Genomic DNA, 25914 nt, shown 5'->3' with positions numbered 1-25914 from the left:
GAGATCAACGACGTCCCCGGAGGTGGGGGCTCGCCGGGGTCTGTGTGGACGCTCTCGCCGGAGGGTGTTGCCAGGGGGGACGGCGGGGCTGCCGGGGTGTCGGGGGGAGCGGCAGCGCCGAAGCCGCGCGACGAGGCGGCGTGGAGCGGGTCCGGGGGGACTCGCTCCACGCCTCCCCCGGTCGTCACCTCCCCCGCACAGCCCCCGCCCGCCCGGTCACACCAGCGCGCTCCAGTACGGGCAGTGCACATGGGGCAGCGGCGCCGGGTCGGGCTCACCGGCCCCCGGCAGTGCGGGCACCCGCTCCGAGCAGGCCGCCCCGAGCAGGCTCGCGGTCAGCCGGATCTCGCCGAACTCGCCGAAGCACAGGACCAGTTGGGACCCGCTCCGAGTGGTGGCCGCAACCCCGGGCCGGTCCCGCCCGGCGTTCAGTGAGGTGATCGTCCACCCGCGCCGCCGCCACTGCCGCTCCACCATCGCCGCCAACTCCGGCCGCCGGCCCGGCGATACGACGGTGAGCAGGTCCCGCCCCCGGGTGACGTACCAGAGCACCTCGGGCCCCCACCGACCCGGCGCGGACAACCGCACCCCGGCCCGCGGCACCGCCTCCCGCCACGCCGGCGCCGGCCTGACGGCGTCCATCGTGTCCTGGAGCAGCGTCTCGCAGTGCTCTGCGGCGTCGAGTTGATCGATCGTCACGTCCGGAGCCAGCACCGGCCACCAGTCCGGCGCGGCCGATGCGCCGCTGCGGAAACCGTCCGGGCATCCGAGGTTCAGTTCGGCACCACCTGACTGCACAGGGCCCTCCGTACTCCTCCCGGCGTTCAACCCGGGCAGGCATTCCGTCACTGCTTGGACGGTGGCCGAGCACGGACAGTTCCGCCTTTCGCCTTCCTTGAATTGCACTGCACGGTGCAGTTGAATCATTGATCTGCACCGTGTAGTTTACTTATCTCGTTGCCAAGGCCGCCGAGGACCACCAAGGCCCGGACCCAGAACCGACCAGAAGGAGCCCCGCCATGCCCACCATCACCGTCGGCACCGCCCGCATCCCCTACCGCATCGTCGGCGACGGCCCCGACACCCTCGCCGACGACCCCGTCGCCTTCGGCCGCTACGCCACCCTCACCGCCTTCAGCCGCGGCTTCCTCAACCGCATCGGCCGCGAAGCCGTCGAGGCCAACACCTCCTACATGCAGCCCACCCCCGGCACCCTGCGCCACATCGCCCTCGACCTCACCCTGGACCTCACCCCGCTCCTCCCCCGCGTCCAGGCCCCCACCCTGGTGATCGGCTGCACCCAGGACGCCACCGTCCCGGTCGAGAACACCCGCCGCCTCCACGCCGCGCTCCCCACCAGCACCTACACCGAGTTCGACACCGGCCACATCGCCCCCGCCGAAGAGCCCGCCGCCTTCCTCAAGACCGTCCGCGACTTCTTCGCCACCGCCTGAACCGCCCCTGCCGCCGTCCCCGGCGGCGCTCGGAACCGACGGCACACAAACAAGAAAGCCGCAGGTCATATGACCTGCGGCTTTCGGTAGTGGAGCGGGCGACGAGAATCGAACTCGCGCTCTAAGCTTGGGAAGCTCATGTTCTACCATTAAACTACGCCCGCCTGATGAGCCGTCAGAGACCGCTCGATCCAGTGTCACTGTACCCCATCCGCCGCTGTGGTTGCACGGCTGGTCCGGGGCCGTGGCGGAGCCGGATGGGGGAAGCCGGGGGGCGTACTGTTTGGGCCGCGTGCGAGTGCTCCGGTGGTGTGGGGTCGGGGCGGCGAGCCACGATGTGGAATGTCCGGAACATCCCCTAATGTGACGCTGTCCTGGGGCCCGGCCGCCGGGGCGCGATGAGTACGGGTGAGTACTGGGTTAGGGATGGGAAGGGGATCGATGGAGCAGCGCGCCGTCGTTCGTTGTGCCGAGGGGCACCTGTTCAGCACCACCACGTTCCCGATGCAGAACCTCGGTCCGGGCCGGCTCGGGCCCGGACGGTTGATCCGCTGTCCGCAGTGCGGACGGCTCCGGAGCTCGGTGCTGGCCGACGTGCGGGAGCTGTCCACGGCCCAACTGGCGCAGGCGATGCGGTTGGAGGCCGCTGAGTTCCTGGCCTGACGGCCGGCGGGAGGACACCCGGGGCCCCGGACGGATTCGTCCGGGGCCCCGTCGTGCACGTAACCTCGAAGCGTGCTGCTCTCTGACAAGGACATCCGGACCGAAATCGACCTGGGCCGGGTCGTCGTCGACCCGTTCGACCCGGCGATGATCCAGCCGTCGAGCATCGACGTGCGCCTCGACCGCTTCTTCCGCGTGTTCGAGAACCACAAGTACCCGCACATCGACCCCTCCGAGGAGCAGCCGGACCTGACCCGGCTGGTCGAGCCGGACGGCGACGAGGCGTTCATCCTGCACCCCGGCGAGTTCGTGCTGGCCTCGACGTACGAGGTCATCACGCTGCCCGAGGACGTGGCCTCCCGACTGGAGGGCAAGTCGAGCCTGGGCCGGCTGGGCCTGCTCACCCACTCCACGGCGGGCTTCATCGACCCCGGCTTCAGCGGCCACGTGACGCTGGAGCTGTCGAACGTCGCGACCCTGCCGATCAAGCTCTACCCGGGGATGAAGATCGGACAGCTGTGCCTGTTCCGGCTCTCCTCGCCGTCGGAGCACCCGTACGGCTCCGAGCGCTACGGCTCGCGCTACCAGGGCCAGCGCGGCCCGACGCCGTCCCGCTCGTACCTGAACTTCCACCGCAGCAAGGTCTGACCGCACCACGACTCTGACCGCACCACGACGGAGTGCACGCACGGCGGGCGGCCATCCCCTCAGCGAGGGGTGGCCGCCCGCGGCGTTCCTCAGGCCCGCTTCGGGCTGGTGACCGCGACCAGCTCGGCGCCGTCCTCGGACAGCCGCAGCTCGGTGCGCAGCTCGGCGAGCTCGCCGAGGTGGTGCAGGTGGGTGCCGCCGCAGAAGATCCGGGCGCCGCCCTCGGGCAGCTCGCAGTGCCATTGGCGGCGGGCGGTCAGCTCGGGGCCGGGGACGTCGATCCGGACCGGGGCGTCGGCCGCGACCCAGGCGGCGAGCTGCGCGTTGACGGCCTCGGTGAGGGCGGGCAGGGCGTCGGCGAGGGCGGGGAACTCCTCGGTGGCGTCGACGGTGAAGCCCTTCTTCTTCAGCGACTTGCCGAGCCGGTAGGTGTCCGTGCTGGCCTGGGTGTCCATCACCGAACCGGCCATGGCGAGGCTGTCGAAGTCGGGGTTGCCGAAGGCGTCCGAGCGGCCCGGGTCCTTGCGCCAGCGCGGGGCGAGCGCGGCGTTGAGGGCGAGGGCGAGCAGGTGGCAGCCGCTGTGCGAGGCGCTCAGGGCGGCCCGGCGCCCGGCGTCGACGGCGAGGACGGCGGTGCGGCCGGTGAGGTCGCCGGGGTCGGCGTCCAGGACGTGCAGCACCAGCCAGGACCACTCCTCGTCGCCGCGCTTGACCGGGATCTCGGCGCCGACCAGCGGGGCGCCGCCGTCCGGGCCGACCGCGCCGGTGAGGCAGTCCACCACGGCCAGCTCGGTGCCGTCGACGGTGAGGGTGCCGTGGTCGGCCGGCTGGTCGGGCCAGGTGTGGTCGAGCGGGTGGAACGGGGTGGCCTCGGTCACCACCGCGTACCGGCCGTCCGCCAGCGGGTGCACCGCCAGCACCGGGGACTCACCGGTCACCGCCCCGGCCGGGAAGCTGACGTGGGTGGTGGGGAGGGTCATGACGCACTCCGTGGCTGGGGCTGGACGGGGGTGGGCGGGCCCCGCGCCTACCCGCCGGACCCGCCCACCATTGTGCCCTTCGCCCCTCAGCCCAGTGTCGGCAGCTTGATCAGCACCAGCAGCGCGACCAGCTGCACCGCCGCGGCGCCCGCCGCCTTGCCCCAGGGCAGGTCGTGCACCCGGCGGACCATGCTGGTCAGCAGGTACGCGCAGAGCATCCAGGTGGCCCAGCCGACGGCCTGGACCACCGCGCTGCCGGAGGGCAGCACCAGGTCGAGCAGCAGCCGCGGGGCGTCGGTCAGCCAGCCGATCAGCGCGGCCAGCCCGATCGTCGACTTCCACGGGCCGTCGCCGCCGAGCTGGCGGGCCAGCGCGTAGGTGACCGCGCCGAAGACCGCCCCGGCCACGGTGAAGCCGACGGCGGCGGCGAACAGGCCGGTCAGCGCGACCGAGAAGGTCGAGTTGACGATGTCGTCGTGGGTCAGCCCGATGCCGAGCACCGCGAGCACGCCGTACAGCAGCGAGACGGTGAGGGCGGGCAGCCAGACCTGGTGGTCGCGGGTGCGGTCGAAGATCGCGGTCGGGGTGCGGAAGATGCCGACGAAGAGTTCGCGCCACTGCGGCCGGGGCCCGCTCACGTGCGGGGCGGACTGGCCGCCGGCGCGGTAGACGGTGACGTTGTCCTGGCCGTATGGGGGCTGCTGCTCCTGGCCGCCGTACGGCGGCGGGGGCTGCTGACCGTACGGCGGCTGCTGCCCGTAGCCGCCGTCGTCGTAGTGGCCCGGCCCGGGCGGCTGGCCGTAGTACGGCTGCTGCTGGTACGGGTCACCGAGCGGGAAGGCCCGGGTGTTGCCGGGCCGGTCGGCCCCGTACGGGTCGTACCCGTCGCCGACCGTGCCCCCCGGGCCGCCGCCGTTACCGCCGGGCCCGCCCGGGCCGCCGGCCGCCGTCGGGTGCGCGGCCGTGAAGTACTCCGGCCCGTCCACGGGCCCGTCCGTCCGCCCGTACCCCCCGGGCGCCCCCGCCGGCGGCGGCGGAGGAGCCGGCCATCCGCCGTGCGGACGGTCGGCGCCCTGACCGCTGTCGTATCGATTACCAGCCACGCTCCGAAGGTACCCGTCCGGCCCAATGCGCGTCGGCCCCGGACGGAGCCGGGGCCGGTTTGCAGCGAGCCTGAGACGAACGGGTCCGAAAGCCGCCCCCGCAGCCCCGCGGAGGAGCCCCGCGGAGCGGCCGCCCGGAGGGCCGCTAGCGCTGGGCGGTGACCGACGGCCCGTGCACCGCCGCGGCCGCCGTGGTGCCGGCCGGGCAGCCGCCCGGGCCGGCCGTGGTGCGCACGGCGCCGACCGGCAGCAGGGTGCCGCAGGCGATCCGGATGCCGTTCGGCAGCTCGTTGTCGGACTCCACGATCGCGCCGTCGCCGATCACCGCGCCGTCCAGCGCCGAGCGGTCGCCGACGGTGGCGAAGGCGCCCACGATCGAGTCCTTGACCAGGGTGTCCGGGCCGATCACTGCGCCGGGCAGGATCACGCTGCCCTCGACGATCGCGCCGGCCTCGATCACCGCGTCCGCGGAGACCACGGTGCCGCCGCTGAGCACCGCGCCCGGGTGGACGGTGGCGCCGGGCAGCAGCAGGGCGTCGCCGGTCGGGCCGGGGACGGCCGGGGAGTCGACCTTGCCGAGCACCAGGTCGGCCGAGCCGCGGACGAACGCGGCCGGGGTGCCGAGGTCCAGCCAGTACGAGGTGTCGACGACGCCGCGCAGCAGGGCGCCGGTGGCGAGCAGCTCGGGGAAGGTCTCGCGCTCGACGGACACCTCCCGGCCGGCCGGGATGCGGTCGATGACGGACCGGGTGAAGACGTAGCAGCCGGCGTTGATCTGGTCGGTGACGATCTGCTCCGGCGTCTCCGGCTTCTCCAGGAACTCCAGCACCCGCCCGTCCTCGTCGGTCGGGACGAGGCCGAAGGCCCGCGGGTCCTCGACCCGGGTGAGGTGCAGGGTGACGTCGGCCCCGGCGGCCACGTGGCCGTCGCGCAGGGCGGCGATGTCGAGGCCGGAGAGGATGTCCCCGTTGAAGACCAGGACCGGCTCGTCCGGGCCGCAGGTGAGCCCGGAGGCGGCGTTGCGGATGGCCCCGCCGGTGCCCAGCGGCTCGCGCTCGGTCAGGTACACCAGCTCGATGCCGTACGGGGTGCCGTCCTGGAAGTGGTCCTCGAACACCTCGGCCAGGTAGGACGTGGCCAGCACCACCCGGGTGACCCCGGCGGCGGCGGCGCGGGCCAGCTGGTGCGCGATGAACGGAACGCCTGCCACCGGCAGCATCGGCTTGGGGGTGTGGGTGGTCAGCGGACGCAGTCGCGTGCCCTTACCACCGACGAGCATGATCGCCTCGGTCATGGTCTGCGCTGTTCCCCTTGTGGTCTCTGCGGCCCGGCCCGGCGGGCCGTGCCTCCGTCGGTGGTCTGTTCCCGTCGGGGACGGGTAGACCGGCTCGTCGCCGGTCCGGCGCCTACTGTATTTCCTTCCGACCGAATGCCCGTCCGGCGGCCGTGCGATTGACGTCACTCGCCGTCCGCCCGCCGTACCGCCGACGGTCGCCCGGGGCACCGAAAAGCCCGGCCCGGCGGGCGCGTTGGCGGCGTCCACCGGGCCGGGCGGTTGTAGCAGAACTGTCGAACAGCGGTCGCCGTTACGCGTCCACCGTCGCCGGCTCCTCGGCCTCGGCCGGCGGGGTCGCCTTCACCGAGTCGAGCAGCAGCTGGGCCACGTCGACCACCTTCAGGTGCTCCTTGGCCGCGCCCTCGTTCTTCTTGCCGTTGACCGAGTCGGAGAGCATCACCAGGCAGAACGGGCAGGCGGTGGAGACGATGTCCGGATTGAGCGACAGCGCCTCGTCCACGCGCTCGGTGTTGATCCGCTTGCCGATGCGCTCCTCCATCCACATCCGGGCTCCGCCGGCGCCGCAGCAGAAGCCGCGCTCCTTGTGGCGGTGCATCTCCTGCTGGCGCAGACCGGGGACCTTGTCCATGATCTCGCGCGGCGGGCTGTAGACCTTGTTGTGGCGGCCCAGGTAGCAGGGGTCGTGGTAGGTGATCAGGCCCTCGACCGGGTTGACCGGGACGAGCTTGCCCTCGTCGATCAGGTGCTGCAGCAGCTGGGTGTGGTGGATCACCTCGAAGTGCCCGCCGAGCTGCGGGTACTCGTTGGCGATGGTGTTGAAGCAGTGCGGGCAGGTGGCCACGATCCGCTTGGTCGGGGCGTCCTCCAGCGCGGCGTTCAGCGTCTCGACGTTCTGCGCGCCGAGCATCTGGAAGAGGAACTCGTTGCCCAGGCGGCGCGGGGAGTCACCGGTGCAGGTCTCCTCCTTGCCGAGGATGGCGAACTTCACGCCCGCGGTGTGCAGCAGCTCGGCGAAGGCCTTGGTGGTCTTCTTGGCGCGGTCCTCCAGGGCGCCGGCGCAGCCGACCCAGTAGAGGTACTCGACCTCGGCGGGGTCGATGTCCTCGCCGATCACCGGCACCTCGATGCCGGTCTCCTTCTTGAGCTCCTTGACCCAGTCCAGGCGGGCCTTGGTGGCCATGCCCCACGGGTTGCCCTTGTTCTCCAGGTTCTTGAGCATCGTCCCGGCCTCGGTCGGGAAGTTGCTCTCGATCATCACCTGGTAGCGGCGCATGTCGACGATGTGGTCGACGTGCTCGATGTCCACCGGGCACTGCTCGACGCAGGCGCCGCAGGTGGTGCAGGACCACAGCACGTCGGGGTCGATGACCCCGTTCTCCTCGGCGGTGCCGATCAGCGGGCGCTCGGCCTCGGCCAGCGCGGCCGCCGGGACGTCCTTGAGCTGCTCGGCGGTGGCCTTCTCGGTGCCCTCCATGTCCTTGCCGCCGCCGGCCAGCAGGTACGGCGCCTTGCCGTAGGCGTGCTCGCGCAGGCTCATGATCAGCAGCTTGGGCGACAGCGGCTTGCCGGTGTTCCAGGCGGGGCACTGCGACTGGCAGCGGCCGCACTCGGTGCAGGTGGAGAAGTCGAGGATGCCCTTCCAGGAGAAGTGCTCGACCTGGGAGACGCCGAAGACGGCGTCGTCGGCCGGGTCCTCGAAGTCGATCGGCTGACCGTTGCTGGTCATCGGACGGAGCGCGCCGAGCGCGGTGCCGCCGTCCTCCTCGCGCTTGAAGTAGATGTTGAAGAAGCCGAGGAAGCGGTGCCAGGCCACGCCCATCGAGGGGTTGAGGCCGATGGTGGCCGCCCACGCGAACGAGATGCAGATCTTCAGCATCGCGAACAGGTAGACCAGGTTCTCCAGCGTGCCGTGCGACAGGCCGCTCAGCGCGGAGGTGATCGGGTACGAGACCAGGTGCTCCGCACCGTACGAGTCGACGCCGGCCAGGGCGCCCTCCAGGGCGCGCAGCATCAGGATGCAGATGCCGATGCCGAGGATCGTGTACTCGACGTAGAAGGCCTGCCAGGCGATCGAGCCGGCGAACCGGGACTTGCGGCCCGACCTGGACGGCAGGCTCATCAGCCGGATCACCATCAGGGTGGCGATGCCCAGGGTGGTCAGGGTGCCGACCAGCTCGACGAAGAGCTGCCAGATCATCCAGTTGCCGATGATCGGCAGTTCCCACTCGGGGTCGAAGAGCTGGCCCATCGCGTTGACGATGGTCAGCACCAGGCTGAAGAAGCCGACCGCGACGAACCAGTGGGCGATGCCCACGATCCCCCAGCGGTTCATCCGGGTGTGCCCGAAGAACTCGGTCGCGACGGTCCCCACGCGCTGGGCGGGCTTCCCGAAGCGGGTGGAGTCCGGCGCGCCGGTCAACACCACCCTGAAGATGTGCCACGCCGCACGGAGGGCGAGCGCGGTGCCGATCACGAAGGTGACCAGCGAGATGACGATCGCTGCTAGTTGCATCGCTCTCCGTCTCCTGCGGCTTGCGGTTGAGCAGTCTCTGCGGGTCCCGCGGTTTCGCGGGGCTGCGGTTTGTCCTGCGGTTTCGCGGTCCTGCGGTTTTCCGAAGTGATTGTACTGGTCGGTAACTTGCCGAGCCGACGGCCCGGACATTACCGGTGGGCAACAGTTCTCCAGAAGGTTCCCAAGCTATGGCGGCAGTCACGTGACCGCACGCGCGCCGCCCCGGCCCGCAGGCGCCTAGCTCGCACGGGCCGCCGCCGGGGCAGGCCTCAGAAAAGTTGAGCGGCTCGCACTCATACCTGTTGACGCTCCCGGTCGAGTCGTGCATCCTTGAGCCCGTAAAGCTCAACTCTTCCGTGGAGGTATCTACGATGGCACGCGCGGTCGGCATCGACCTCGGTACGACGAACTCGGTCGTCAGCGTTCTGGAGGGTGGCGAGCCCACCGTCATCACGAACGCCGAGGGCGCGCGGACCACGCCGTCCGTCGTCGCCTTCGCCAAGAACGGCGAGGTCCTCGTCGGCGAGGTGGCCAAGCGCCAGGCGGTCACCAACGTCGACCGCACCATCCGCTCGGTCAAGCGCCACATGGGCACCGGGTGGAAGATCAACATCGACGGCAAGGACTTCACGCCACAGCAGATCTCGGCCTTCGTGCTGCAGAAGCTGAAGCGCGACGCCGAGGCGTACCTGGGCGAGACCGTCACCGACGCCGTCATCACCGTCCCGGCGTACTTCAACGACTCGGAGCGCCAGGCCACCAAGGAGGCCGGCGAGATCGCGGGCCTGAACGTCCTGCGCATCGTCAACGAGCCGACCGCGGCCGCCCTCGCGTACGGCCTGGACAAGGACGACCAGACCATCCTGGTCTTCGACCTCGGCGGCGGCACCTTCGACGTCTCCCTGCTGGAGATCGGCGACGGGGTCGTCGAGGTGAAGGCCACCAACGGTGACAACCACCTCGGTGGTGACGACTGGGACCAGCGCGTCGTCGACCACCTGGTCAAGGTCTTCCAGTCCGGCCACGGCGTCGACCTGTCCAAGGACAAGATGGCCCTGCAGCGTCTGCGCGAGGCCGCCGAGAAGGCCAAGATCGAGCTGTCCTCGTCCTCCGAGACCTCGATCAACCTGCCGTACATCACGGCCTCCGCCGAGGGCCCGCTGCACCTGGACGAGAAGCTCACCCGCGCCCAGTTCCAGCAGCTGACCGCGGACCTGCTCGAGCGCTGCAAGGTCCCGTTCAACAACGTCATCAAGGACGCCGGCATCTCGCTCGCCGAGATCGACCACGTCGTCCTGGTCGGCGGCTCGACCCGCATGCCGGCCGTCGCCGAGCTGGTCCGCGAGCTCACCGGTGGCAAGGACGCCAACAAGGGCGTCAACCCGGACGAGGTCGTCGCCATCGGCGCCTCGCTCCAGGCCGGTGTCCTCAAGGGCGAGGTCAAGGACGTCCTGCTGCTCGACGTCACCCCGCTGTCCCTCGGCATCGAGACCAAGGGCGGCATCATGACCAAGCTCATCGAGCGCAACACCACGATCCCGACCAAGCGCTCCGAGATCTTCACGACGGCCGAGGACAACCAGCCGTCCGTACAGATCCAGGTCTACCAGGGCGAGCGCGAGATCGCCGCGTACAACAAGAAGCTCGGGATGTTCGAGCTCACCGGCCTCCCGCCGGCGCCGCGCGGCCTGCCGCAGATCGAGGTCACCTTCGACATCGACGCCAACGGCATCATGCACGTCGCCGCCAAGGACCTCGGCACCGGCAAGGAGCAGAAGATGACCGTCACCGGCGGCTCCTCGCTGCCGAAGGACGAGGTCGACCGCATGCGCCGCGAGGCCGAGCAGTACGCCGAGGACGACCACAACCGCCGCGAGGCCGTGGAGACCCGCAACTCCGCCGAGCAGCTCGTCTACTCGACCGAGAAGTTCATCGCCGACAACGCCGACAAGCTCCCGGCCGACGTCAAGACCGAGGTCGAGACCGCCATCGGCGAGCTCAAGGAGGCCCTGAAGGGCGAGGACGTCGCGAAGATCCGCGAGGCCTCGGAGAAGGTCTCCACCACCGCCCAGAAGCTCGGCCAGGCGCTCTACGCCAACGCCGACGCCGCCGGTGCCGGTGCCGCCGCGGCCGGCGAGTCCACCCAGGCCAAGGAAGACGACGTCGTCGACGCCGAGATCGTGGACGACGAGAAGCCCAAGGGCGGTGCGTCGGCATGACGGACAAGCCGCAGGGCGGCAAGCCCGGCGACGACTCCGCCGCCGAGGAGGCCGTGATCAAGGCTGCCGAGGAGGCCGCCGCCGGCGGTGCCGGCGAGGGCTCCGAGGACCTCGCCACGGCCAAGCGTGAGCTGGCCGAGCGCACTGCGGACCTGCAGCGCCTGCAGGCCGAGTACCAGAACTACCGCAAGCGGGTCGAGCGCGACCGGCTGACCGTCCGCGAGATCGCGGTCTCCAACATCCTGGAGTCCCTGATCCCCGTCCTGGACGACATCGGCCGCGCCCGCGAGCACGGCGAGGTGACGGGCGGCTTCAAGTCCGTCGCCGAGTCCCTGGAGACGGTCGTCGCCAAGCTGGGCCTGCAGCAGTTCGGCAAGGAGGGCGAGCCCTTCGACCCGACGCAGCACGAGGCGCTGATGCACAGCTACTCCTCGGACGTCACCGAGGACACCTGCGTGCAGATCCTCCAGCCCGGCTACCGCATCGGCGAGCGGATCATCCGCCCGGCGATGGTCGCCGTGGCCGAGCCCCAGCCGGGCACCCAGACGACGCCCGGCCCGGACGCCGAGGCCGAGTCCGCCGACGCGGACAAGTCCGACGGTGGCTCGGACAGCTGACAACCTGTGACAGCTGACAACCAGTGCGCTGCGGAGTCGCGTGCCTGCCAGTACGGCGGCCGACTCCGCAGCGCGCTGTCAACAGCTCCTCTTTCGGCGACTGTTGACAGCGCAGTGACGATGGACATCGGGAGGTGGCGGAAGCCGTGAGCGAGCGCAGCGAGCGAACCATGAAGAGGTGCGTGTCCCGCTCAGCGGCTGCCGAGCGCAGCGAGGTGGGCGCATGAGTGGCAAGGACTACGTGGAGAAGGACTACTACAAGGTCCTCGGCGTGCCCAAGGACGCCACCGCCACCGAGATCAAGAAGACCTACCGGAAACTGGCGCGCGAGTTCCACCCCGACGCGAACAAGGGCGACGCCAAGGCCGAGGAGCGCTTCAAGGACATCTCCGAGGCGTACGACGTCCTCTCCGACGAGAAGCGCCGCAAGGAGTACGACGAGGCCCGCAGCCTCTTCGCCAACGGCGGCTTCCGCACCGGCGGCCCCAGCACCGGCAGCTACAGCTTCGACTTCGGCGACCTCTTCAGCGGCAGCCAGGGCGGCAGCAGCGGCAGCGGTGGCGGACTCGGCGACGTCTTCGGCGGCCTCTTCAACCGCGGCAGCACCCGGCAGGCCCAGCCCCGGCGCGGCGCCGACGTCGAGACCGAGGTGACGCTCTCCTTCGAGGAGGCGGTGGACGGCGCCACCGTCCCCCTGCGGATGACCAGCCAGGCCCCCTGCCGGCTCTGCAACGGCACCGGCGCCAAGGCCGGCACCACCCCGCGGGTCTGCCCCACCTGCGTCGGCGCCGGCACCGTCAGCCGCGGCCAGGGCGCCTTCGCGCTCTCCGAGCCCTGCAAGGACTGCCGCGGCCGGGGCATGATCGTCGACGACCCGTGCCCCGACTGCCACGGCAGCGGCCGGGCCAGCTCCGCCCGCACCATGCAGGTCCGCATCCCGGCCGGAGTCCAGGCCGACCAGCGGATCCGGCTCAAGGGCAAGGGTGCCCAGGGCGAACGCGGCGGCCAGCCCGGCGACCTCTACGTCACCGTGCACGTCGACCCGCACCCGGTCTTCGGGCGCAAGGGCGACAACCTCACCGTCACCGTCCCGGTCACCTTCCCCGAGGCGACCCTCGGCGCCACCATCGAGGTGCCCACGCTCAACGGTCCCGCCGTCAAGCTCAAGCTGCCCCCGGGCAGCGCCAACGGCCTCACCATGCGCGCCCGCGGCAAGGGCGCCACCCGCAAGGACGGCACCCGCGGCGACCTCCTCGTCACCGTCGAGGTCGTGGTGCCCCAGCACGTCACCGGCGACGCGCTGAACGCTCTGGAGCAGTACCGCGAGGCCACCGCCTCCGACGACCCGCGAGCTGCCCTGTTCCGGGCGGCGAAGGGAGCGTGACGACCAGATGTCCCCGAATCCGATGAACCCGATGGACGCCGACGGCCCGATCGGCCCCGGCCTCGGCGAGGGCCTGCCCGGCAGCGGCCCCCGCCGCACCCGGCGCGCCGCGGCCCCGCCGCAGTACGTACTCACCGAGGAAACCCCGGTGTACGTCATCTCGGTCGCCGCCGAACTCTCCGGCCTCCACCCGCAGACGCTGCGCCAGTACGACCGCCTCGGCCTGGTCAGCCCCGACCGCACCGCCGGCCGCGGCCGCCGCTACTCGGCCCGCGACATCCAGCAGCTGCGCGAGGTCCAGCGGCTCTCCCAGGACGAGGGCATCAACCTGGCCGGCATCAAGCGGATCATCGAGCTGGAGAACCAGGTCACCGCCCTCCAGGCCCGCATCACCGAACTGGTCGACTCCCTGGAGGGCGCCGCCACCGCCCTCCAGCAGCGCGAGGCCGCCGTCCACGCCTCCTACCGCCGCGACCTCGTCCCGTACCAGCCCCCCACCCCGCAGTCCAGCGCCCTCGTCGTCTGGCGCCCCAAGCGCTGACCCGAGGCACCGCTCACCTCGCCAGCCGCCGGCTCCCTCCTGTTCGGGGGGTGCCGGCGGTTGGCGTGTGGTGAGAGAGTGGCGGCTTCGGATCGGCTACCGGGCGTCGTGACCTCCTTCATTCGAGCTAGGCGTCGGATCGCGGTCTCCGATTAAGATCCCTGAGGCCGCGGACTTCAGTCGCGTTGACTACTTTGTCCGGTCGACGACAAGGAGCCGAAAGTGAGTGATCGAGAACACCTGGTGAACCACCATGGTCGATCGCCAATCCTGTCTCCCGGTGCGCGGACGCTGTACCTCAAAGCGCTGGCGGGGGACGGTCGGCTCGTCAGGGCCTCCTGCACTCAGGACGAGAACGAGGCGCTCCAGGAGCTGCTCGCAATCGGGCTTCTGATATCGGACAACGACGAGCCCGGCTCATTGTTCGCCGTCGACCCTGAGAAACTCGCCGCCAGTCTGAGCTCGACCTGGCAACGTCAGGCCCTAGACCTCCTGGCCCGCGCGGTTTCGATTCCAGGCGAATTGACCGATCTGGCGGAAGCATTTCACACGCCGGATCAGAGCGGCGGCCCCATCGAGTACGTCCAGGGCCGGGCACTGATTAATCAGCGGTTGCAACAGGCCATGGCCAGCGGCATGACCGAGGGTCTCGCCATGCAGCCGGGGGGGCCACGGCCCTCCGAAATGCTGACTTCATTCCTGAAGCGGGATCTCGACATCATTCGCACCGGCGCATCGATGCGGTCGATCTACAACGCGAGCACTCGCTACCACCAGCCCACCAGGGACTACGTGGCCACACTCGCCAAAGAGGGGTGGCAGTTCCGGACCCTGGACGAGCCGTACGCACGGCTGTTGATCTTCGATCGACGACTCGCCGTAATTCCGGTCGCCGAAGACAACCTGGCCGCTTTCATCCACGATGCGGCGGTGGTCAACTATCTCGCCCAAGAGGTTTTCGAACGGAACTGGAGCAGAGCCCTGGATTTCGAGGGCGACCGCACCGTGCCCCAGCAGGTCGTGTCACAGCTCCGGCACACCATCATCGACCTGCTGCTGTCCGGAACGAATCACCGGGTCATCGCACGGAGACTCGGCATCAGCGAGCGAACCCTGGCCAGGCATATCGCGGAAATGCGCGAGGAGTACAACGTCGACTCGCTCTTCCAGCTCGGCTACGTCCTGGGGCACGCGTCGAGGGCGGACCGCGGGACCACGGTCACAGCAGCGTTGGACCCCTCGGTGACCGACGGGTTGCTGTAGCCGAATGCGGGCAGCTGGTAACCGTCGGTGACGCAGACGCGCACCCCGGACGCCGGCAGGGCAATCCGGCTATGGGTGGGCCCTACCAGTGAAAGTCGTCAGCCACCGTCTCAGCCCCGACAACAGCCACGGTCGCACGGTCATGTGCCGTCACCGAAGCCCCATAACCCGCGATAGAGACGCAAGCGGCCAAAAGGGAAACGCCCGCTACCGTGGACAGCACGACCTTACGGACAAGTCGACGCATAGGGGACATGGACCCACCCTCTTCCTCTCGAGTCCGCAAGTTGGACTAATAGCACTAGCGTCCACATGATGCCGCATGCCCCGCTTCATTGTCACCCACCAACCAACAGAGCGGGCGTCATCTCTCTGCCAGGCATCCAGATGCCAGGGCGCAGCGCTGGACGCAGCCATCGCCACTGATAGACGATCAGTTCGCTCCCGATGGTCCCAAGCAGCCGGAAGACTTGCCGCTGTACCGTCAAATTTCCGTTCCGCTTAACCATCAGATTCCTTGAAGCAGCAACCAAACACGCCTACCGGCACCGCCTCCTCCCCCCGGTCGGCCTTCCCCCGGAGTCGACATGACCGAGCCCTACCTGCGTCACCACGACAGCCAGGCCCCTGAGGGTCGGCGTGCACGTGTGTTCCTGGCCGCGCCGCTGATGCGACTGACCGGCCCCGCAGACAGTGTGGTGACGCTCGCCAGCCGGACGCGGCTGACGACGCTCCGCACCACTCTCCTCCGCAGCGGTGCCGCCGTGTACAGCGCGCACCACAGCGACGCCTGGACCGTCGCCGGCCGGGCCCCCGAGCCCCGGGTGCCGTCCGACTTCCGGGCGCTGCAGTCCGCGGACCTGGTGTTCGCCTACGTCGGAGCCCCGCTCTCGGCCGGGGTGAGCCTCGAACTCGGTTGGGCGTCGGCCCTGCGGAAGCCGATCGTCCTGCTCGTCGACGAGGCCATCACCCACAACCCGCTGATCGCCACCATCGAGCAGGTCGCCCCCGTCCTGCCGCTGGTCTTCGACGACACCTGGTCACAGGAAGCCCTCCACCACACCGTGGAGACCGCCCTGGACTGGGCCGGCATGGCGCTCTCCCTCCGCGAGGGCTTCTGGACCGCCCCCGGTGACCGCTTCAACGTCCCCCGGCAGCAGACCGCCGTCCCCGGCTACTGGCCGACCGGCGCCGCCACCGGCTGAGCAGAGCTCACCCACCGGACTCCCCCGTCCGGGCTCCCCGCATCTGCCGGCCGAGTCGGCACAGCGTCTCGGCGTCGTACACCTCACGCAGGCGGGCGATGTGACCGGCCACGGTCCGTTCGCTCAGCCCCATCCGGCCGGCGATCGCCCGCTGCGTGAGACCCCGGGCGAGCAGGCGACCCACCTGCTCGCGGCCGACGGCATCGACCAGCCCGGGGTCAGGCATCGCGGGCTCCCCTCATCTGCCGGCCGAGCTGGAACAGGGTCTCGGCGTCGTGCAGTTCGCGCAGCCGGGCGATGTGGCCGGCCACCGTGCGCTCGCTGAGGCCAGGCGGCCCGCGGTGGACCGCTGGGTGAGGCCCTGGGCGAGCAGCCGACCGACCTGCTCGTGGACCGGCGAGCCTGAGGAACCAGCGGCGAGTGCAGACCAGTTGACGCCCTCGGAGAGCTGCCAGAAGCGCTCGAAGACCTCGACCATGAAGGTGATCGTGGCCGGGTCCTCCAGGAACACGGCGGCGTTGAGGTCGGCCGATGCGGGGACGATGGCGACGGTACGGTCGAAGATCATCATCTTGGTGAGCGCGAACGACGCGACCCGGATGTGGCAGCCGATGTCGGTCAGCCGGGCGGCCAGCCGGGCGGTCGGTCCATTCAGTCGGGCGGCCGACTCGTAGATGGTGAGCGAGGTCCTCGGGGCGCAGTCGTCCGCCGCCGCGGACGGCTGCGAGGTAGAGGGCGCGTTCGGCGGGGCCGGGCTCATCGGTCATCACGGGCGCCTCTCATCAGCCAGCCGAGCTGGAAGAGGGTCTGGGCGCCGTAGCGGTCGCGGAGGCGGGCGATGTGGCCTGCGACGGTGCGTTCGCTGAGGCCGAGGCGGGTGGCGACGGCTCGTTGGGTGAGGCCGCGCGCGAGCAGGCGGCCGACCCGGTCGGGGGTGGTGCGGGTGGGGCCCTGGCCGAGGGCGGTGGCGGCTTCGGTGGTGTCGGCGCGGGTCCAGTCGCGTTCGAAGCCGCCGATCAGGAAGGTGAGGGCGGCCGGGTCGCTGATGAACGCGGCGGCGCTGTTGTCGTCGTTGGCGGAGATGACGGCGACGCTGCGGTCGAAGACGATCAGCCGCTGGAAGGGCTCGTCGAGGATCCGGATCTGCGAGCCGTACCGGGTGACTTCCTCGGCGTAGGCGATCGCGGGCGGCTCGGCCAGCGCGACGGGTTGGTAGATGGTGCGCAGCGAGCAGCCGCGCTGGAGGAGTTGGACGTCCTGGGCGAGGGCGACCTGCAGGGCGTCGGCGGGGCGTTGGCCGGGTTGGGCGGTGAGGACCTCGGAGCGGCAGTCGGAGACCAGCTGGGAGATCCGCTGGCGGATGTGGACGTGGCCCTCGACGTAGACGGCGCCGCCGGAGCGGCCGGACGGGCGGGGCATCGCGTCGTAGGCGCGGGTGAGGCCGTCCAGGGCGCAGGGGAGGTTCTCGGCGCGGACCAGCAACCGGGTGGCCTCGCTGCGGAGTTCGGCGCCGAGGCGGTCGCTGACGGAGCGTGGGCTGACGGCGGTGTAGCAGCGGTCCATCCGGTTGACCATGACCAGGCCGATGTCGAGGAGCTGCCGCAGTGCGGTGCGTTCGTCGTCGGTGATGTCGGCGAACGGGATGCGCCCGCCTTCGGCGATGATCGCCAGGTACAACTGCCGGGCGGCCTCGTCGGGTTCCCCGCCCTCGGGCATCTGGTGCGGCGTGACCGCCGGTTCCGCCGTCACGTCGCACTCTCCCTGCCGGACGCCTCTCCCCTGTTCCCCCCACCCGTACGTGCGGTCCGCGGGTACCGGTGGCCGGGGGCGTTTCACGGTACCGGTCGGACGGTGAACCCCCGGGGCCGGGTGCCGTCGCACACCGGGATCCCGGGGGTCCCCATCAGCACGCCAATGCCTAGGCGCTTCCGTCGAGGCGGAGCAGCAACGCCTCGCCGGCTCCGGTTCCGGGCTCCATCACCACACGTGGACCCCGGCCGGGGCTCTTCCCCCCCGTTCCACGGGTGCGGGACCTTGCACCCGTGGTCAGTCTGAAGAGCAAGTCGCCACCATCGGGCTGCGGTTCCCGGACGACCTGGCGTGCCTCCACCCTCACAGCGTGACGGCCGGTGGACAAGTGCCGCCCGAGTGCAGGTTCGCGCAATTGCAGTTATCTGCATCCCGGCGGGGGTGCGGGGCCGCGGGCGGCGGATCGGATTCCGGTAAAGGCCGAGGCCAGCGGGGGGTGGAAGCGGCGGGTGCCGATTTGCTGTGCACCGTCACCCTGCAGCTGCGCGATCCTGCAACGGCGGCGTGCTCCTGACGACAGGTGTCCGCCGGGCGTCGGGTCGCCGCAGCTCAGCGCGCCAGCAGCCGGCCGCGCAGCAGCCCGGCGGCCGTGCCGCCCGCCGCCAGCAGCCAGGCGGCGCCCAGCAGCAGGTAGAGGCCGACGGCCAGCCCGGTGAAGCCGCCGAAGCCGGTGTGCCCGGCGAGCGCGGAGGCGCCGGTGACGCAGGTGCCGACCGGGAAGGTGTACGCCCACCAGGTCATCGCGAACGGCATCCCGGCCCGCCGGGCGCGCAGGTTGGCGGTGAGCGCGACGGACAGCCAGAGCATCGCGACGCCGATCACCGCGATGCCGTACAGCTCGGCCAGCGGCCGCATGACGGGCGCCAGCGCGGGCAGCACCGGGCGGGCCGCGTCGGCGAGCTGGTGGATCGCGGTGACGGACTGGCCGAGCGGGCCGAGCACCAGGAACAGCGCGGGGGTGAGCGCCAGGGCGGGCACCTTGCTGTGGAACAGCCCGGTGAACACCACCGGCAGCAGCACCAGGGTGGCCAGCAGGCCGACCCCGAACAGCGCCCAGCAGGCGTACAGCAGGGCCTGCTGCGGCGGGCCGGCGGGCAGGTGCGGAACGAGTGCCGGGCCACAGGCGGAGGCGACCAGCGGGGCGACCACGGGCAGCAGCCAGGTCGGGTTGGCCTCCAGGGCGGACACCGTGTGCCGGGTGATCATCAGGTACGGGATGCCGGCCGCGACGGTCAGCGCGTACAGGGTGCCGACGCCCCACAGCACGGCGTCCAGGGCGACGGCCGGACCGATGCCGATGACCCGCGAGCCGAGCAGCAGGGTGCCGAGCCCGACCGCCAGCAGCGCCATCGGCGGGCAGCCGTAGAAGACGGCGGTGGCCGGGTTGTCCAGCAGCTGGGCGCGGGCCGCCTCGCGGTGCCGGGTGAGGTGCACCAGCCGGGCGCCGGCCAGCACCAGCAGGGCGGCCGCGCCGAGCGCCCACATCACCTCGCCGAAGCCGATCAGCCCGGGCAGCCGGACCGGCAGGGCGGCGGCGCCGTTGGCCACGATCGCGGTGCCCATCACGGCGGCGTACCAGTTGGGGCCCAGCTGGGCGAGGTCGAGGCGGGAGAGCGGGGAGACGCTGGTGCGCCGGGAGAGGCGGGAGAGCCGGGAGCGGTCGGCGGGGCGGGGGCGGACATCGGCCAGGGTGGACATGGTTCCACCGTCGCCGAGCAGCCCGGCGGCCGGTAGCGCCTCGGGTTCTATGAGGACATAGCCTGAACCTATGGCTCTCTCCCCGCACGTCCCCGAACTGGGCGCCCTGGAACTGCTGCTCGCGGTGGCCCGGCTGGGCAGCGTCGGCCGGGCGGCGGCCGAACTGGGCGTCAGCCAGCCGACCGCGAGCGCCCGGATCAAGGGCATGGAGCGGCAGATCGGCGTTCCGTTGCTGGAGCGCTCGCCCCGGGGCAGCCGGCCGACCGAGGCGGGCCGGCTGGTGGTCGAGTGGGCCCGGCAGGTGGTCGAGGCGGCACAGGCCCTGGACGCCGGGATCGACGCGCTGCGCGAGCGGCGGGACGCCAAGCTGCGAGTGGTGGCCAGTCTGACGGTCGCCGAGTACCTGATGCCGGGCTGGCTGCTGGCGCTCTCCGAGGCCAGTCCGGGGACGGCGGTGACGCTGCGGACGGCGAACTCGGCCGAGGTCGCCGGGCACGTGCTGGCCGGGGACGCCGACCTCGGCTTCGTCGAGGGCCCGTCCACCCCACCCGGGCTGGCCGGTGCGGTGGTGGCCGCGGACCGGCTGGTGGTCGTGGTGGCGCCCGGCCACCGGTGGGCGCGTCGCCGCACCCCGCTGACCGGGACGGAACTGGCGGCCACCCCGCTGGTGCTGCGCGAGCCCGGCTCGGGCACCCGGGAGGTGCTGGAGATGGCGCTGACGCCGTACGGGGGCGCGGTGCCGCCCCGGCTGGAGCTGGCCTCGTCCACCGCGCTGAAGGCGGCGGCGATGACCGGGGCGGGGCCGGTCTGCCTGAGTGAGCTGGCGGTGGTGGAGGAACTGGCCACCCGGCGGCTGGTCGAGGTGCCGCTGGCGGAGGAGCTGGACCTGCGGCGGCCGCTGCGCGCGGTGTGGCCGGCCGGGCAACGGCCGGGCGGGCCGGCCCGGGAGCTGCTGGGGCTGACCCGCAGTGGCTCGGTCCAGCCGCCGAGGCGGAAGGGCTGATGCCCGGGAGGCCCCGGCCGGGAGGAGGACCCGGCCGGCAGGAGGACCCGGCCGGCAGGAGGACTCGCCCGACAGGACCCGGGTCACGAAAAAAGTTGAGCGGAATACACTCAACTTAGTGCATGCTGTACGTAGCAGTAGTGAAGGACGACGAGGGAGGATCCCCCAGCAGTGGACGCGAGCAAGTTCACCACCAAGACGCAGGACGCCCTGTCCGCCGCGATCCGGCAGGCGGGCGCGGCCGGCAACCCGGACGTCAAGCCGGTGCACATCCTGATCGCCCTGCTGGAGCAGCCCGAGGGCATCGCCCGGCCCCTGCTGGAGGCGGTCGGGGCGAACGTCCCCCGGATCGACGCCGAGGCGCGCCGCCAGCTGGCGGCGCTGCCCAGCGCGATGGGCTCGACGGTCGCCGCCCCGCAGCTGGCCCGGGACACCATCGCCGTGCTCACCGAGGCCGGCAAGCGCGCCGACGACTTGGACGACCAGTACGTCTCCACCGAGCACCTGATGGTCGGCCTGGCCGCCGAGGGCGGGCCGGTCGCCGAGCTGCTGGCGCAGCAGGACGCGACGCCCAAGGCGCTGCTGGCCGCCTTCAAGGACGTCCGGGGCAGCGCCCGGGTCACCTCGCCGGATCCGGAGGGCACCTACAAGGCCCTGGAGAAGTTCGGCACCGACCTCACCCAGGCCGCCCGGGACGGCAAGCTCGACCCGGTGATCGGCCGTGACCACGAGATCCGCCGGGTGGTCCAGGTGCTCTCGCGCCGGACGAAGAACAACCCGGTGCTGATCGGCGAGCCCGGCGTCGGCAAGACGGCCGTGGTCGAGGGCCTGGCCCAGCGCATCGTGGCCGGTGACGTGCCGGAGTCGCTGCGCGGCAAGCGGCTGGTCGCGCTGGACCTCAGCGCGATGGTCGCGGGCGCCAAGTTCCGCGGCGAGTTCGAGGAGCGGCTGAAGGCCGTCCTGAACGACATCAAGGCCTCCGACGGCCAGGTGGTCACCTTCATCGACGAGCTGCACACCATGGTCGGCGCGGGCGCCGGCGGCGACTCTGCGATGGACGCCGGCAACATGCTCAAGCCGATGCTGGCCCGTGGCGAGCTGCGGATGGTCGGCGCCACCACGCTGGACGAGTACCGCGAGCGGATCGAGAAGGACCCCGCCCTGGAGCGCCGCTTCCAGCAGGTGCTGGTCGGCGAGCCCAGCGTGGAGGACTCGATCGCCATCCTGCGCGGCCTCAAGGGCCGGTACGAGGCGCACCACAAGGTGCAGATCTCGGACGCCGCCCTGGTCGCCGCGGCCACCCTCTCCGACCGCTACATCACCTCCCGCTTCCTGCCTGACAAGGCGATCGACCTGGTCGACGAGGCGGCCTCCCGGCTGCGGATGGAGATCGACTCCTCCCCGGTCGAGATCGACGAACTCCAGCGTGCCGTCGACCGGTTGCGGATGGAGGAGCTGGCCCTGGAGAAGGAGTCGGACCCGGCCTCGGTCGACCGGCTGGCCCGGCTGCGGCGCGATCTCGCGGACAAGAACGAGCAGTTGAGCGTGCTGACGGCGCGCTGGGAGCAGGAGAAGAAGAGCCTCAACCGGGTCGGCGAGCTCAAGGAGCGGCTGGACGACCTGCACGGCGCGCTCGAACGGGCCCAGCGCGACGGTGACTTCGAGCGGGCGTCCAAGCTGATGTACGCCGAGATCCCGGCCGCCGAGAAGGAGCTCGGCGACGCCCAGGAGCGCGCCGCGGACGAGGACGCCTCCGCCTCGATGGTCAAGGAGGAGGTCGGCCCGGACGACGTCGCCGACGTGGTCGCCTCCTGGACGGGCATCCCGGCCGGCCGGCTGCTGGAGGGCGAGAGCGCCAAACTCCTGCGCATGGAGGAGGAGTTGGGCAAGCGCCTGATCGGCCAGGCGGAGGCCGTGGAGGCCGTCTCGGACGCGGTGCGCCGCACCCGCTCGGGCATCGCCGACCCGGACCGGCCGACCGGCTCCTTCCTGTTCCTCGGCCCGACCGGCGTCGGCAAGACCGAACTCGCCAAAGCACTGGCCGACTTCCTGTTCGACGACGAGCGTGCGATGGTCCGGATCGACATGAGCGAGTACGGCGAGAAGCACTCGGTCTCCCGCCTGGTCGGCGCCCCGCCCGGGTACGTCGGCTACGAGGAGGGCGGCCAGCTCACCGAGGCGGTCCGCCGCCGCCCGTACAGCGTGGTGCTGCTGGACGAGGTCGAGAAGGCCCACCCCGAGGTCTTCGACGTACTGCTCCAGGTCCTCGACGACGGCCGGCTCACCGACGGCCAGGGCCGCACCGTGGACTTCCGCAACGCGATCCTGATCCTCACCTCCAACCTCGGCAGTCAGTACCTGGTGGACCCGGCCACCCCGGAGGACCGGAAGAAGGCCCTGGTGCTGGACTCCGTCCGGGCCACGTTCAAGCCGGAGTTCCTCAACCGGCTGGACGACATCGTGGTCTTCGACCCGCTGGGCACCGACGAGCTCAGCCGGATCGTCGACCTGCAGGTGGCCCGCCTCGGCGAGCGGCTGCGCGAGCGGCGGCTCACCCTGGACGTCTCCGCGGCCGCCCGCGACTGGCTGGCGCTCACCGGGTACGACCCGGCGTACGGCGCCCGCCCGCTGCGCCGGCTGGTGCAGTCCGCGATCGGCGACCAGCTGGCCCGGGCGATCCTGTCCGGCCAGGTCCACGACGGGGACACCGTCCTGGTCGAGCGGGACGAGGAGGGCGACCACCTCACCGTCCGCGGTCGGGGCCTGTTGGAGAAATAGCAGCCGCGCCGGGTACGGGCCGTTCTCCTCGCCTGTGCGAGGGGAACGGCCCGTACCACTTTCGTGGGACGGGCCGCTTCCGTCGGACGCCGCTTCCGTGGGCGTGTCCTAGTCCGCCGCCACCCGCTGCTGCCGCCGCGAGCAGTCCCGCCACGCGCGCGCCAGCCGGTGCAGCTCGGCCCCCTGGGACTCCGGCAGGTTCCAGGTCTGGGTGAGCAGCCGCAGCGTGGACACCCGCGGGCAGGACACCCCGCGTTCCAGGTCGCGGATCGACCGGACACTCAGCCCCGATGCATCTCCCAGCTGCTCCTGCGTCATCCCCCGGTCCAGTCGGATGTTCCGCAGCAGCGTCCCGAGCGAGGCGCCCTCCCTGGTCACCGTACGCTCCATCACCGCTCCCCCCTTCGGCTCAAACCACCTCAACTCGCCCAGGGGAAAAGGGCTTTGCCCCCGGCGAGTTCCGTCGCACGCTAACCGCATCCGGCCCGTACGGCAGGCGAACCCGCGCGCCGGGCGCGTGACTTGGCTCACGCGCGCGCCGGGCGCTCGGCACGAGTCGGCAAGGCGACGGCAGGGCGACGGCAGGGCGCCAGCACCCCGGGCACCGTGCGTGACGACGGCCTCCGCGCGCCCCCGGAACGAAGATCGACGCGCCCCTCGGCGCCCCTGTGAGCGAAGCCCCGAATGAGGCAGGATGGGAGGTGGAAAGGGCGGCCTCTCATTGCCGGCCACCACGTGCACTGAGGAAGAGGACCCCCCATGAGCATCGACCCGTCGTCCATCCCGTCGTTCGGCGCGCCCCAGGGCGGCCAGCCCGGTGGCCAGGGCGGTCGGCCGGCCGGCCCTCCGCCGATCATCGTCCCGGACCAGGCCCTGGTCACCCAGTTGCTCGACCAGATGCAGCTCAAGCACGTCGTGGACGAGGAGGGCGACCTCACCGCCCCCTGGGAGGGCTTCCGCGTCTACTACATGTTCCGCGGCGAGCAGAAGGAGCTCTTCGCGGTGCGCGCCTTCTACGACCGCGCTTACCCGCTGGAGAAGAAGGGCGAGATCCTCGACCTGATCGACGAGTGGAACCGCGAGACCCTCTGGCCCAAGGTCTACACCCACACCCACGAGGACGGCGTGGTCCGCCTGATCGGCGAGGCCCAGATGATCGTCGGCACCGGCGTCAACCTGGACTACTTCGTCACCACCACCGCGAACTGGACCCAGGCCGCGGTCGGCTTCGAGCAGTGGATCGTCGAGCGCCTGGGCCTGCAGAACGAGATCGAGGGCGAGGACGGCGAGGGCGAGGACGGCGAGGAGGCCTGATCCCGGCCCCGGCACGCACCCCGCGGCCCGGCCCCCGGTACGTCCGGGCGGCCGGGCCGTCCTTGTCCCCGGCCCCCGGCTGCCCCAGGATGGCCCTGACGACGAGCCGTGAGGAGCCACCGATGGGTACCAGGCCGCTGCTGAACGGCCGACTGGCCGGGATGGGCACGACGATCTTCGCCGAGATGTCCGCCCTGGCCACCGCCACCGGCTCGATCAACCTCGGCCAGGGATTCCCGGACACCGACGGACCCGAGGAGGTCCGCGAGGCCGCCGTACGGGCCCTGCGGGAGGGCCGCGGCAACCAGTACCCGCCCGGCCCCGGCATCCCCGAGCTGCGCACCGCCATCGCCGAGCACCAGCAGCGCTTCCACGGCCTCGCCTACGATCCCGACACCGAGGTCCTGGTCACCGCCGGCGCCACCGAGGCCATCGCCGCCGCCCTGCTCGCCCTGCTGGAGCCCGGCGACGAGGTCATCGCCCTCGAACCCTTCTACGACTCCTACGCCGCCTGCATCGCCATGGCCGGCGCCACCCGCCGCCCGCTCACCCTCCGGGCCCCGCACTTCCGCCCCGACCTCGACGAGCTGCGCGCCCTGATCACCCCGCGCACCCGGCTGCTGCTGATCAACACCCCGCACAACCCCACCGGCACCGTCCTCACCGCCGACGAACTGGCCGGCATCGCCGCCCTCGCCCTCGAACACGACCTGCTGGTGATCACCGACGAGGTCTACGAACACCTGGTCTTCGGCGTCACCCACCACCCGCTCGCCGCCCTCCCCGGCATGCGCGAGCGCACCGTCACCATCTCCTCGGCCGGCAAGACCTTCTCCTTCACGGGATGGAAGGTTGGTTGGGTAACCGCGAGTCCGGCCCTCGTCTCGGCAGTCCGGACCGCAAAGCAGTACCTCACCTACGTCAGCGCGGGCCCCTTCCAGTACGCGGTCGCCGAGGCGCTCCGTCTCCCCGACAGCTACTTCGACACTTTCCGGGCCGACCTGCTCCGCAAGCGGGACCTGCTGGTTGACGGTCTCTCGGCGGCCGGCTTCCGCGTGTTCAACCCCGAGGGCACGTACTTCATCACCACCGACATCACCCCGCTCGGGGAAAAGGACGGCCTGGAGTTCTGCCGTTCCCTGCCCGAGCGCTGCGGCGTGGTCGCCATCCCGAACGTCGTCTTCTACGACAACACCGATGCCGGTCAGAGCCTCGTCCGCTTCACCTTCTGCAAGAAGGACGAGGTGCTGGCCGAGGCGGTCGCCCGGCTCCAGCAGCTCTGACCGGCGACGACTGCGGGGCCCTGGGGGGGGGGGGGGGGGGGGGGGGGGGGGGCCCCGCCGCCCCCCCCCCCCCCCGCCCCGGGGGGGGGGCCCCCCCCCGCGCGCGGCCGGAGAAGACGCGGGGGGGAGGGGGGGGGGGGGTG

At 71.4% G+C, this 25914-nt stretch carries 22 protein-coding genes, 1 tRNA gene and 1 pseudogene; 13 read left to right on the top strand and 11 right to left on the bottom strand.

Annotation, left to right across the window (positions count from 1 at the left end; translation table 11 throughout):
• Nucleotides 1–216: 216 nt before the first annotated feature.
• On the bottom strand, nt 217–699 hold the full coding sequence (locus ACIG5E_RS04160) for a hypothetical protein (protein ID WP_396531333.1): 483 nt from the start codon (nt 697–699) through the stop codon (nt 217–219).
• Between the two features lie 320 nt (nt 700–1019).
• Here ACIG5E_RS04160 and ACIG5E_RS04155 point away from each other — a divergent pair, with 320 nt between their 5' ends.
• Nucleotides 1020–1454 (top strand): alpha/beta fold hydrolase, encoded by a 435-nt coding sequence (locus ACIG5E_RS04155; RefSeq protein WP_396531332.1) that lies wholly within the window; start codon nt 1020–1022, stop codon nt 1452–1454.
• Nucleotides 1455–1544: 90 nt separating this feature from the next.
• Here the strand turns inward: ACIG5E_RS04155 and ACIG5E_RS04150 are convergent.
• A tRNA-Gly gene (locus ACIG5E_RS04150) sits at nt 1545–1618 on the bottom strand.
• A 277-nt stretch (nt 1619–1895) separates the two neighbouring features.
• Here ACIG5E_RS04150 and ACIG5E_RS04145 point away from each other — a divergent pair.
• Both ACIG5E_RS04145 and dcd read left to right on the top strand, forming a co-directional pair.
• Complete coding sequence (locus ACIG5E_RS04145) at nt 1896–2117, top strand: hypothetical protein (protein ID WP_188304334.1); 222 nt, start codon at nt 1896–1898, stop codon at nt 2115–2117.
• A gap of 72 nt (nt 2118–2189) precedes the next feature.
• Complete coding sequence (dcd, locus tag ACIG5E_RS04140) at nt 2190–2765, top strand: dCTP deaminase (RefSeq protein WP_396531331.1); 576 nt, start codon at nt 2190–2192, stop codon at nt 2763–2765.
• Nucleotides 2766–2854: 89 nt separating this feature from the next.
• Here dcd and ACIG5E_RS04135 read toward each other — a convergent pair whose 3' ends face one another.
• The 4 genes and pseudogenes from ACIG5E_RS04135 to ACIG5E_RS04120 form a co-directional block, all read right to left on the bottom strand.
• Entirely contained in the window at nt 2855–3745 is an 891-nt protein-coding gene (locus tag ACIG5E_RS04135; RefSeq protein WP_396531330.1) for a metal-dependent hydrolase, read from the bottom strand.
• An 86-nt stretch (nt 3746–3831) separates the two neighbouring features.
• On the bottom strand, nt 3832–4731 hold the full coding sequence (locus ACIG5E_RS04130) for a Yip1 family protein (RefSeq protein WP_396531329.1): 900 nt from the start codon (nt 4729–4731) through the stop codon (nt 3832–3834).
• Between the two features lie 346 nt (nt 4732–5077).
• Nucleotides 5078–6142, bottom strand: a pseudogene (locus ACIG5E_RS04125) (sugar phosphate nucleotidyltransferase); the annotation flags it as partial.
• A gap of 292 nt (nt 6143–6434) precedes the next feature.
• Complete coding sequence (locus ACIG5E_RS04120) at nt 6435–8657, bottom strand: 4Fe-4S dicluster domain-containing protein (protein WP_396531328.1); 2223 nt, start codon at nt 8655–8657, stop codon at nt 6435–6437.
• A gap of 371 nt (nt 8658–9028) precedes the next feature.
• Between ACIG5E_RS04120 and dnaK the strand changes: the two genes are divergently transcribed.
• From dnaK to ACIG5E_RS04090, 6 genes are all read left to right on the top strand, one after another.
• Nucleotides 9029–10876 carry a molecular chaperone DnaK gene (dnaK, locus tag ACIG5E_RS04115; RefSeq protein ID WP_396531327.1) on the top strand — a complete coding sequence of 616 codons (1848 nt, stop codon included), beginning with the start codon at nt 9029–9031 and terminating at the stop codon, nt 10874–10876.
• Entirely contained in the window at nt 10873–11493 is a 621-nt protein-coding gene (gene grpE / locus ACIG5E_RS04110) for a nucleotide exchange factor GrpE (RefSeq protein WP_396531326.1), read from the top strand. Before dnaK ends, grpE begins: the two co-directional genes overlap by 4 nt.
• Before the next feature lie 223 nt (nt 11494–11716).
• On the top strand, nt 11717–12877 hold the full coding sequence (dnaJ, locus tag ACIG5E_RS04105) for a molecular chaperone DnaJ (protein WP_396531325.1): 1161 nt from the start codon (nt 11717–11719) through the stop codon (nt 12875–12877).
• Between the two features lie 7 nt (nt 12878–12884).
• On the top strand, nt 12885–13418 hold the full coding sequence (locus ACIG5E_RS04100; protein WP_396531324.1) for a heat shock protein transcriptional repressor HspR: 534 nt from the start codon (nt 12885–12887) through the stop codon (nt 13416–13418).
• A 222-nt stretch (nt 13419–13640) separates the two neighbouring features.
• Nucleotides 13641–14681, top strand: a complete 1041-nt coding sequence (locus ACIG5E_RS04095) for a hypothetical protein (RefSeq protein WP_396531323.1) — start codon at nt 13641–13643, stop codon at nt 14679–14681.
• A gap of 587 nt (nt 14682–15268) precedes the next feature.
• The gene (locus ACIG5E_RS04090) at nt 15269–15886 is read left to right on the top strand and encodes a hypothetical protein (RefSeq protein WP_396531322.1); all 618 of its coding nucleotides are present in this window, start codon (nt 15269–15271) and stop codon (nt 15884–15886) included.
• Between the two features lie 7 nt (nt 15887–15893).
• Here ACIG5E_RS04090 and ACIG5E_RS04085 read toward each other — a convergent pair whose 3' ends face one another.
• The 4 genes from ACIG5E_RS04085 to ACIG5E_RS04070 all read right to left on the bottom strand — a co-directional run bounded on the left by ACIG5E_RS04085 (nt 15894) and on the right by ACIG5E_RS04070 (nt 19393).
• On the bottom strand, nt 15894–16112 hold the full coding sequence (locus tag ACIG5E_RS04085) for a LuxR C-terminal-related transcriptional regulator (protein WP_396531321.1): 219 nt from the start codon (nt 16110–16112) through the stop codon (nt 15894–15896).
• A 12-nt stretch (nt 16113–16124) separates the two neighbouring features.
• Nucleotides 16125–16646, bottom strand: coding sequence for a hypothetical protein (locus tag ACIG5E_RS04080; RefSeq protein ID WP_396531320.1), 522 nt, complete (start codon nt 16644–16646; stop codon nt 16125–16127).
• Nucleotides 16643–17635, bottom strand: coding sequence for a LuxR family transcriptional regulator (locus ACIG5E_RS04075; protein ID WP_396531319.1), 993 nt, complete (start codon nt 17633–17635; stop codon nt 16643–16645). The genes ACIG5E_RS04080 and ACIG5E_RS04075 overlap by 4 nt, the downstream gene beginning before the upstream one ends.
• 609 nt (nt 17636–18244) lie before the next feature.
• Entirely contained in the window at nt 18245–19393 is a 1149-nt protein-coding gene (locus tag ACIG5E_RS04070; RefSeq protein WP_396531318.1) for a TDT family transporter, read from the bottom strand.
• A 70-nt stretch (nt 19394–19463) separates the two neighbouring features.
• On the opposite strand from ACIG5E_RS04070, the gene ACIG5E_RS04065 reads away from it, so the two are divergent.
• Complete coding sequence (locus ACIG5E_RS04065; protein WP_396531317.1) at nt 19464–20396, top strand: LysR family transcriptional regulator; 933 nt, start codon at nt 19464–19466, stop codon at nt 20394–20396.
• Between the two features lie 171 nt (nt 20397–20567).
• Nucleotides 20568–23174 carry an ATP-dependent chaperone ClpB gene (gene clpB / locus ACIG5E_RS04060; protein ID WP_396531316.1) on the top strand — a complete coding sequence of 869 codons (2607 nt, stop codon included), beginning with the start codon at nt 20568–20570 and terminating at the stop codon, nt 23172–23174.
• A gap of 108 nt (nt 23175–23282) precedes the next feature.
• On the opposite strand, the gene ACIG5E_RS04055 is transcribed toward clpB, so the two are convergent.
• Complete coding sequence (locus ACIG5E_RS04055; RefSeq protein WP_396531315.1) at nt 23283–23564, bottom strand: helix-turn-helix domain-containing protein; 282 nt, start codon at nt 23562–23564, stop codon at nt 23283–23285.
• Between the two features lie 369 nt (nt 23565–23933).
• Here ACIG5E_RS04055 and ACIG5E_RS04050 point away from each other — a divergent pair, with 369 nt between their 5' ends.
• Together ACIG5E_RS04050 and ACIG5E_RS04045 are read left to right on the top strand one after the other, a co-directional pair.
• Nucleotides 23934–24488, top strand: a complete 555-nt coding sequence (locus ACIG5E_RS04050) for a YbjN domain-containing protein (RefSeq protein WP_396531314.1) — start codon at nt 23934–23936, stop codon at nt 24486–24488.
• A 122-nt stretch (nt 24489–24610) separates the two neighbouring features.
• Nucleotides 24611–25771 carry a pyridoxal phosphate-dependent aminotransferase gene (locus tag ACIG5E_RS04045; RefSeq protein WP_396531313.1) on the top strand — a complete coding sequence of 387 codons (1161 nt, stop codon included), beginning with the start codon at nt 24611–24613 and terminating at the stop codon, nt 25769–25771.
• The last annotated feature ends 143 nt before the right edge of the window (nt 25772–25914 follow it).

The sequence above is a fragment of the Kitasatospora sp. NPDC053057 genome, assembly GCF_044546945.1.
Taxonomy (GTDB): Bacteria; Actinomycetota; Actinomycetes; order Streptomycetales; family Streptomycetaceae; genus Kitasatospora.
Note: the sequence above shows the minus strand (reverse complement) of the source record. Positions and strands in the feature narration are given on the sequence as shown.

Bases quoted from the DNA above. Each gene is read 5' to 3' on its own strand.
- dnaK (WP_396531327.1), top strand. From the start codon at position 9,029: ATGGCACGCGCGGTCGGCATCGACCTCGGTACGACGAACTCGGTCGTC.
- dnaJ (WP_396531325.1), top strand. From the start codon at position 11,717: ATGAGTGGCAAGGACTACGTGGAGAAGGACTACTACAAGGTCCTCGGC.
- ACIG5E_RS04055 (WP_396531315.1), bottom strand. From the start codon at position 23,564: ATGGAGCGTACGGTGACCAGGGAGGGCGCCTCGCTCGGGACGCTGCTG.
- ACIG5E_RS04050 (WP_396531314.1), top strand. From the start codon at position 23,934: ATGAGCATCGACCCGTCGTCCATCCCGTCGTTCGGCGCGCCCCAGGGC.
- grpE (WP_396531326.1), top strand. From the start codon at position 10,873: ATGACGGACAAGCCGCAGGGCGGCAAGCCCGGCGACGACTCCGCCGCC.
- ACIG5E_RS04120 (WP_396531328.1), bottom strand. From the start codon at position 8,657: ATGCAACTAGCAGCGATCGTCATCTCGCTGGTCACCTTCGTGATCGGC.
- ACIG5E_RS04155 (WP_396531332.1), top strand. From the start codon at position 1,020: ATGCCCACCATCACCGTCGGCACCGCCCGCATCCCCTACCGCATCGTC.
- ACIG5E_RS04085 (WP_396531321.1), bottom strand. From the start codon at position 16,112: ATGCCTGACCCCGGGCTGGTCGATGCCGTCGGCCGCGAGCAGGTGGGT.
- ACIG5E_RS04145 (WP_188304334.1), top strand. From the start codon at position 1,896: ATGGAGCAGCGCGCCGTCGTTCGTTGTGCCGAGGGGCACCTGTTCAGC.
- ACIG5E_RS04070 (WP_396531318.1), bottom strand. From the start codon at position 19,393: ATGTCCACCCTGGCCGATGTCCGCCCCCGCCCCGCCGACCGCTCCCGG.
- ACIG5E_RS04045 (WP_396531313.1), top strand. From the start codon at position 24,611: ATGGGTACCAGGCCGCTGCTGAACGGCCGACTGGCCGGGATGGGCACG.
- ACIG5E_RS04065 (WP_396531317.1), top strand. From the start codon at position 19,464: ATGGCTCTCTCCCCGCACGTCCCCGAACTGGGCGCCCTGGAACTGCTG.
- ACIG5E_RS04090 (WP_396531322.1), top strand. From the start codon at position 15,269: ATGACCGAGCCCTACCTGCGTCACCACGACAGCCAGGCCCCTGAGGGT.
- ACIG5E_RS04080 (WP_396531320.1), bottom strand. From the start codon at position 16,646: ATGAGCCCGGCCCCGCCGAACGCGCCCTCTACCTCGCAGCCGTCCGCG.
- ACIG5E_RS04135 (WP_396531330.1), bottom strand. From the start codon at position 3,745: ATGACCCTCCCCACCACCCACGTCAGCTTCCCGGCCGGGGCGGTGACC.
- ACIG5E_RS04100 (WP_396531324.1), top strand. From the start codon at position 12,885: ATGTCCCCGAATCCGATGAACCCGATGGACGCCGACGGCCCGATCGGC.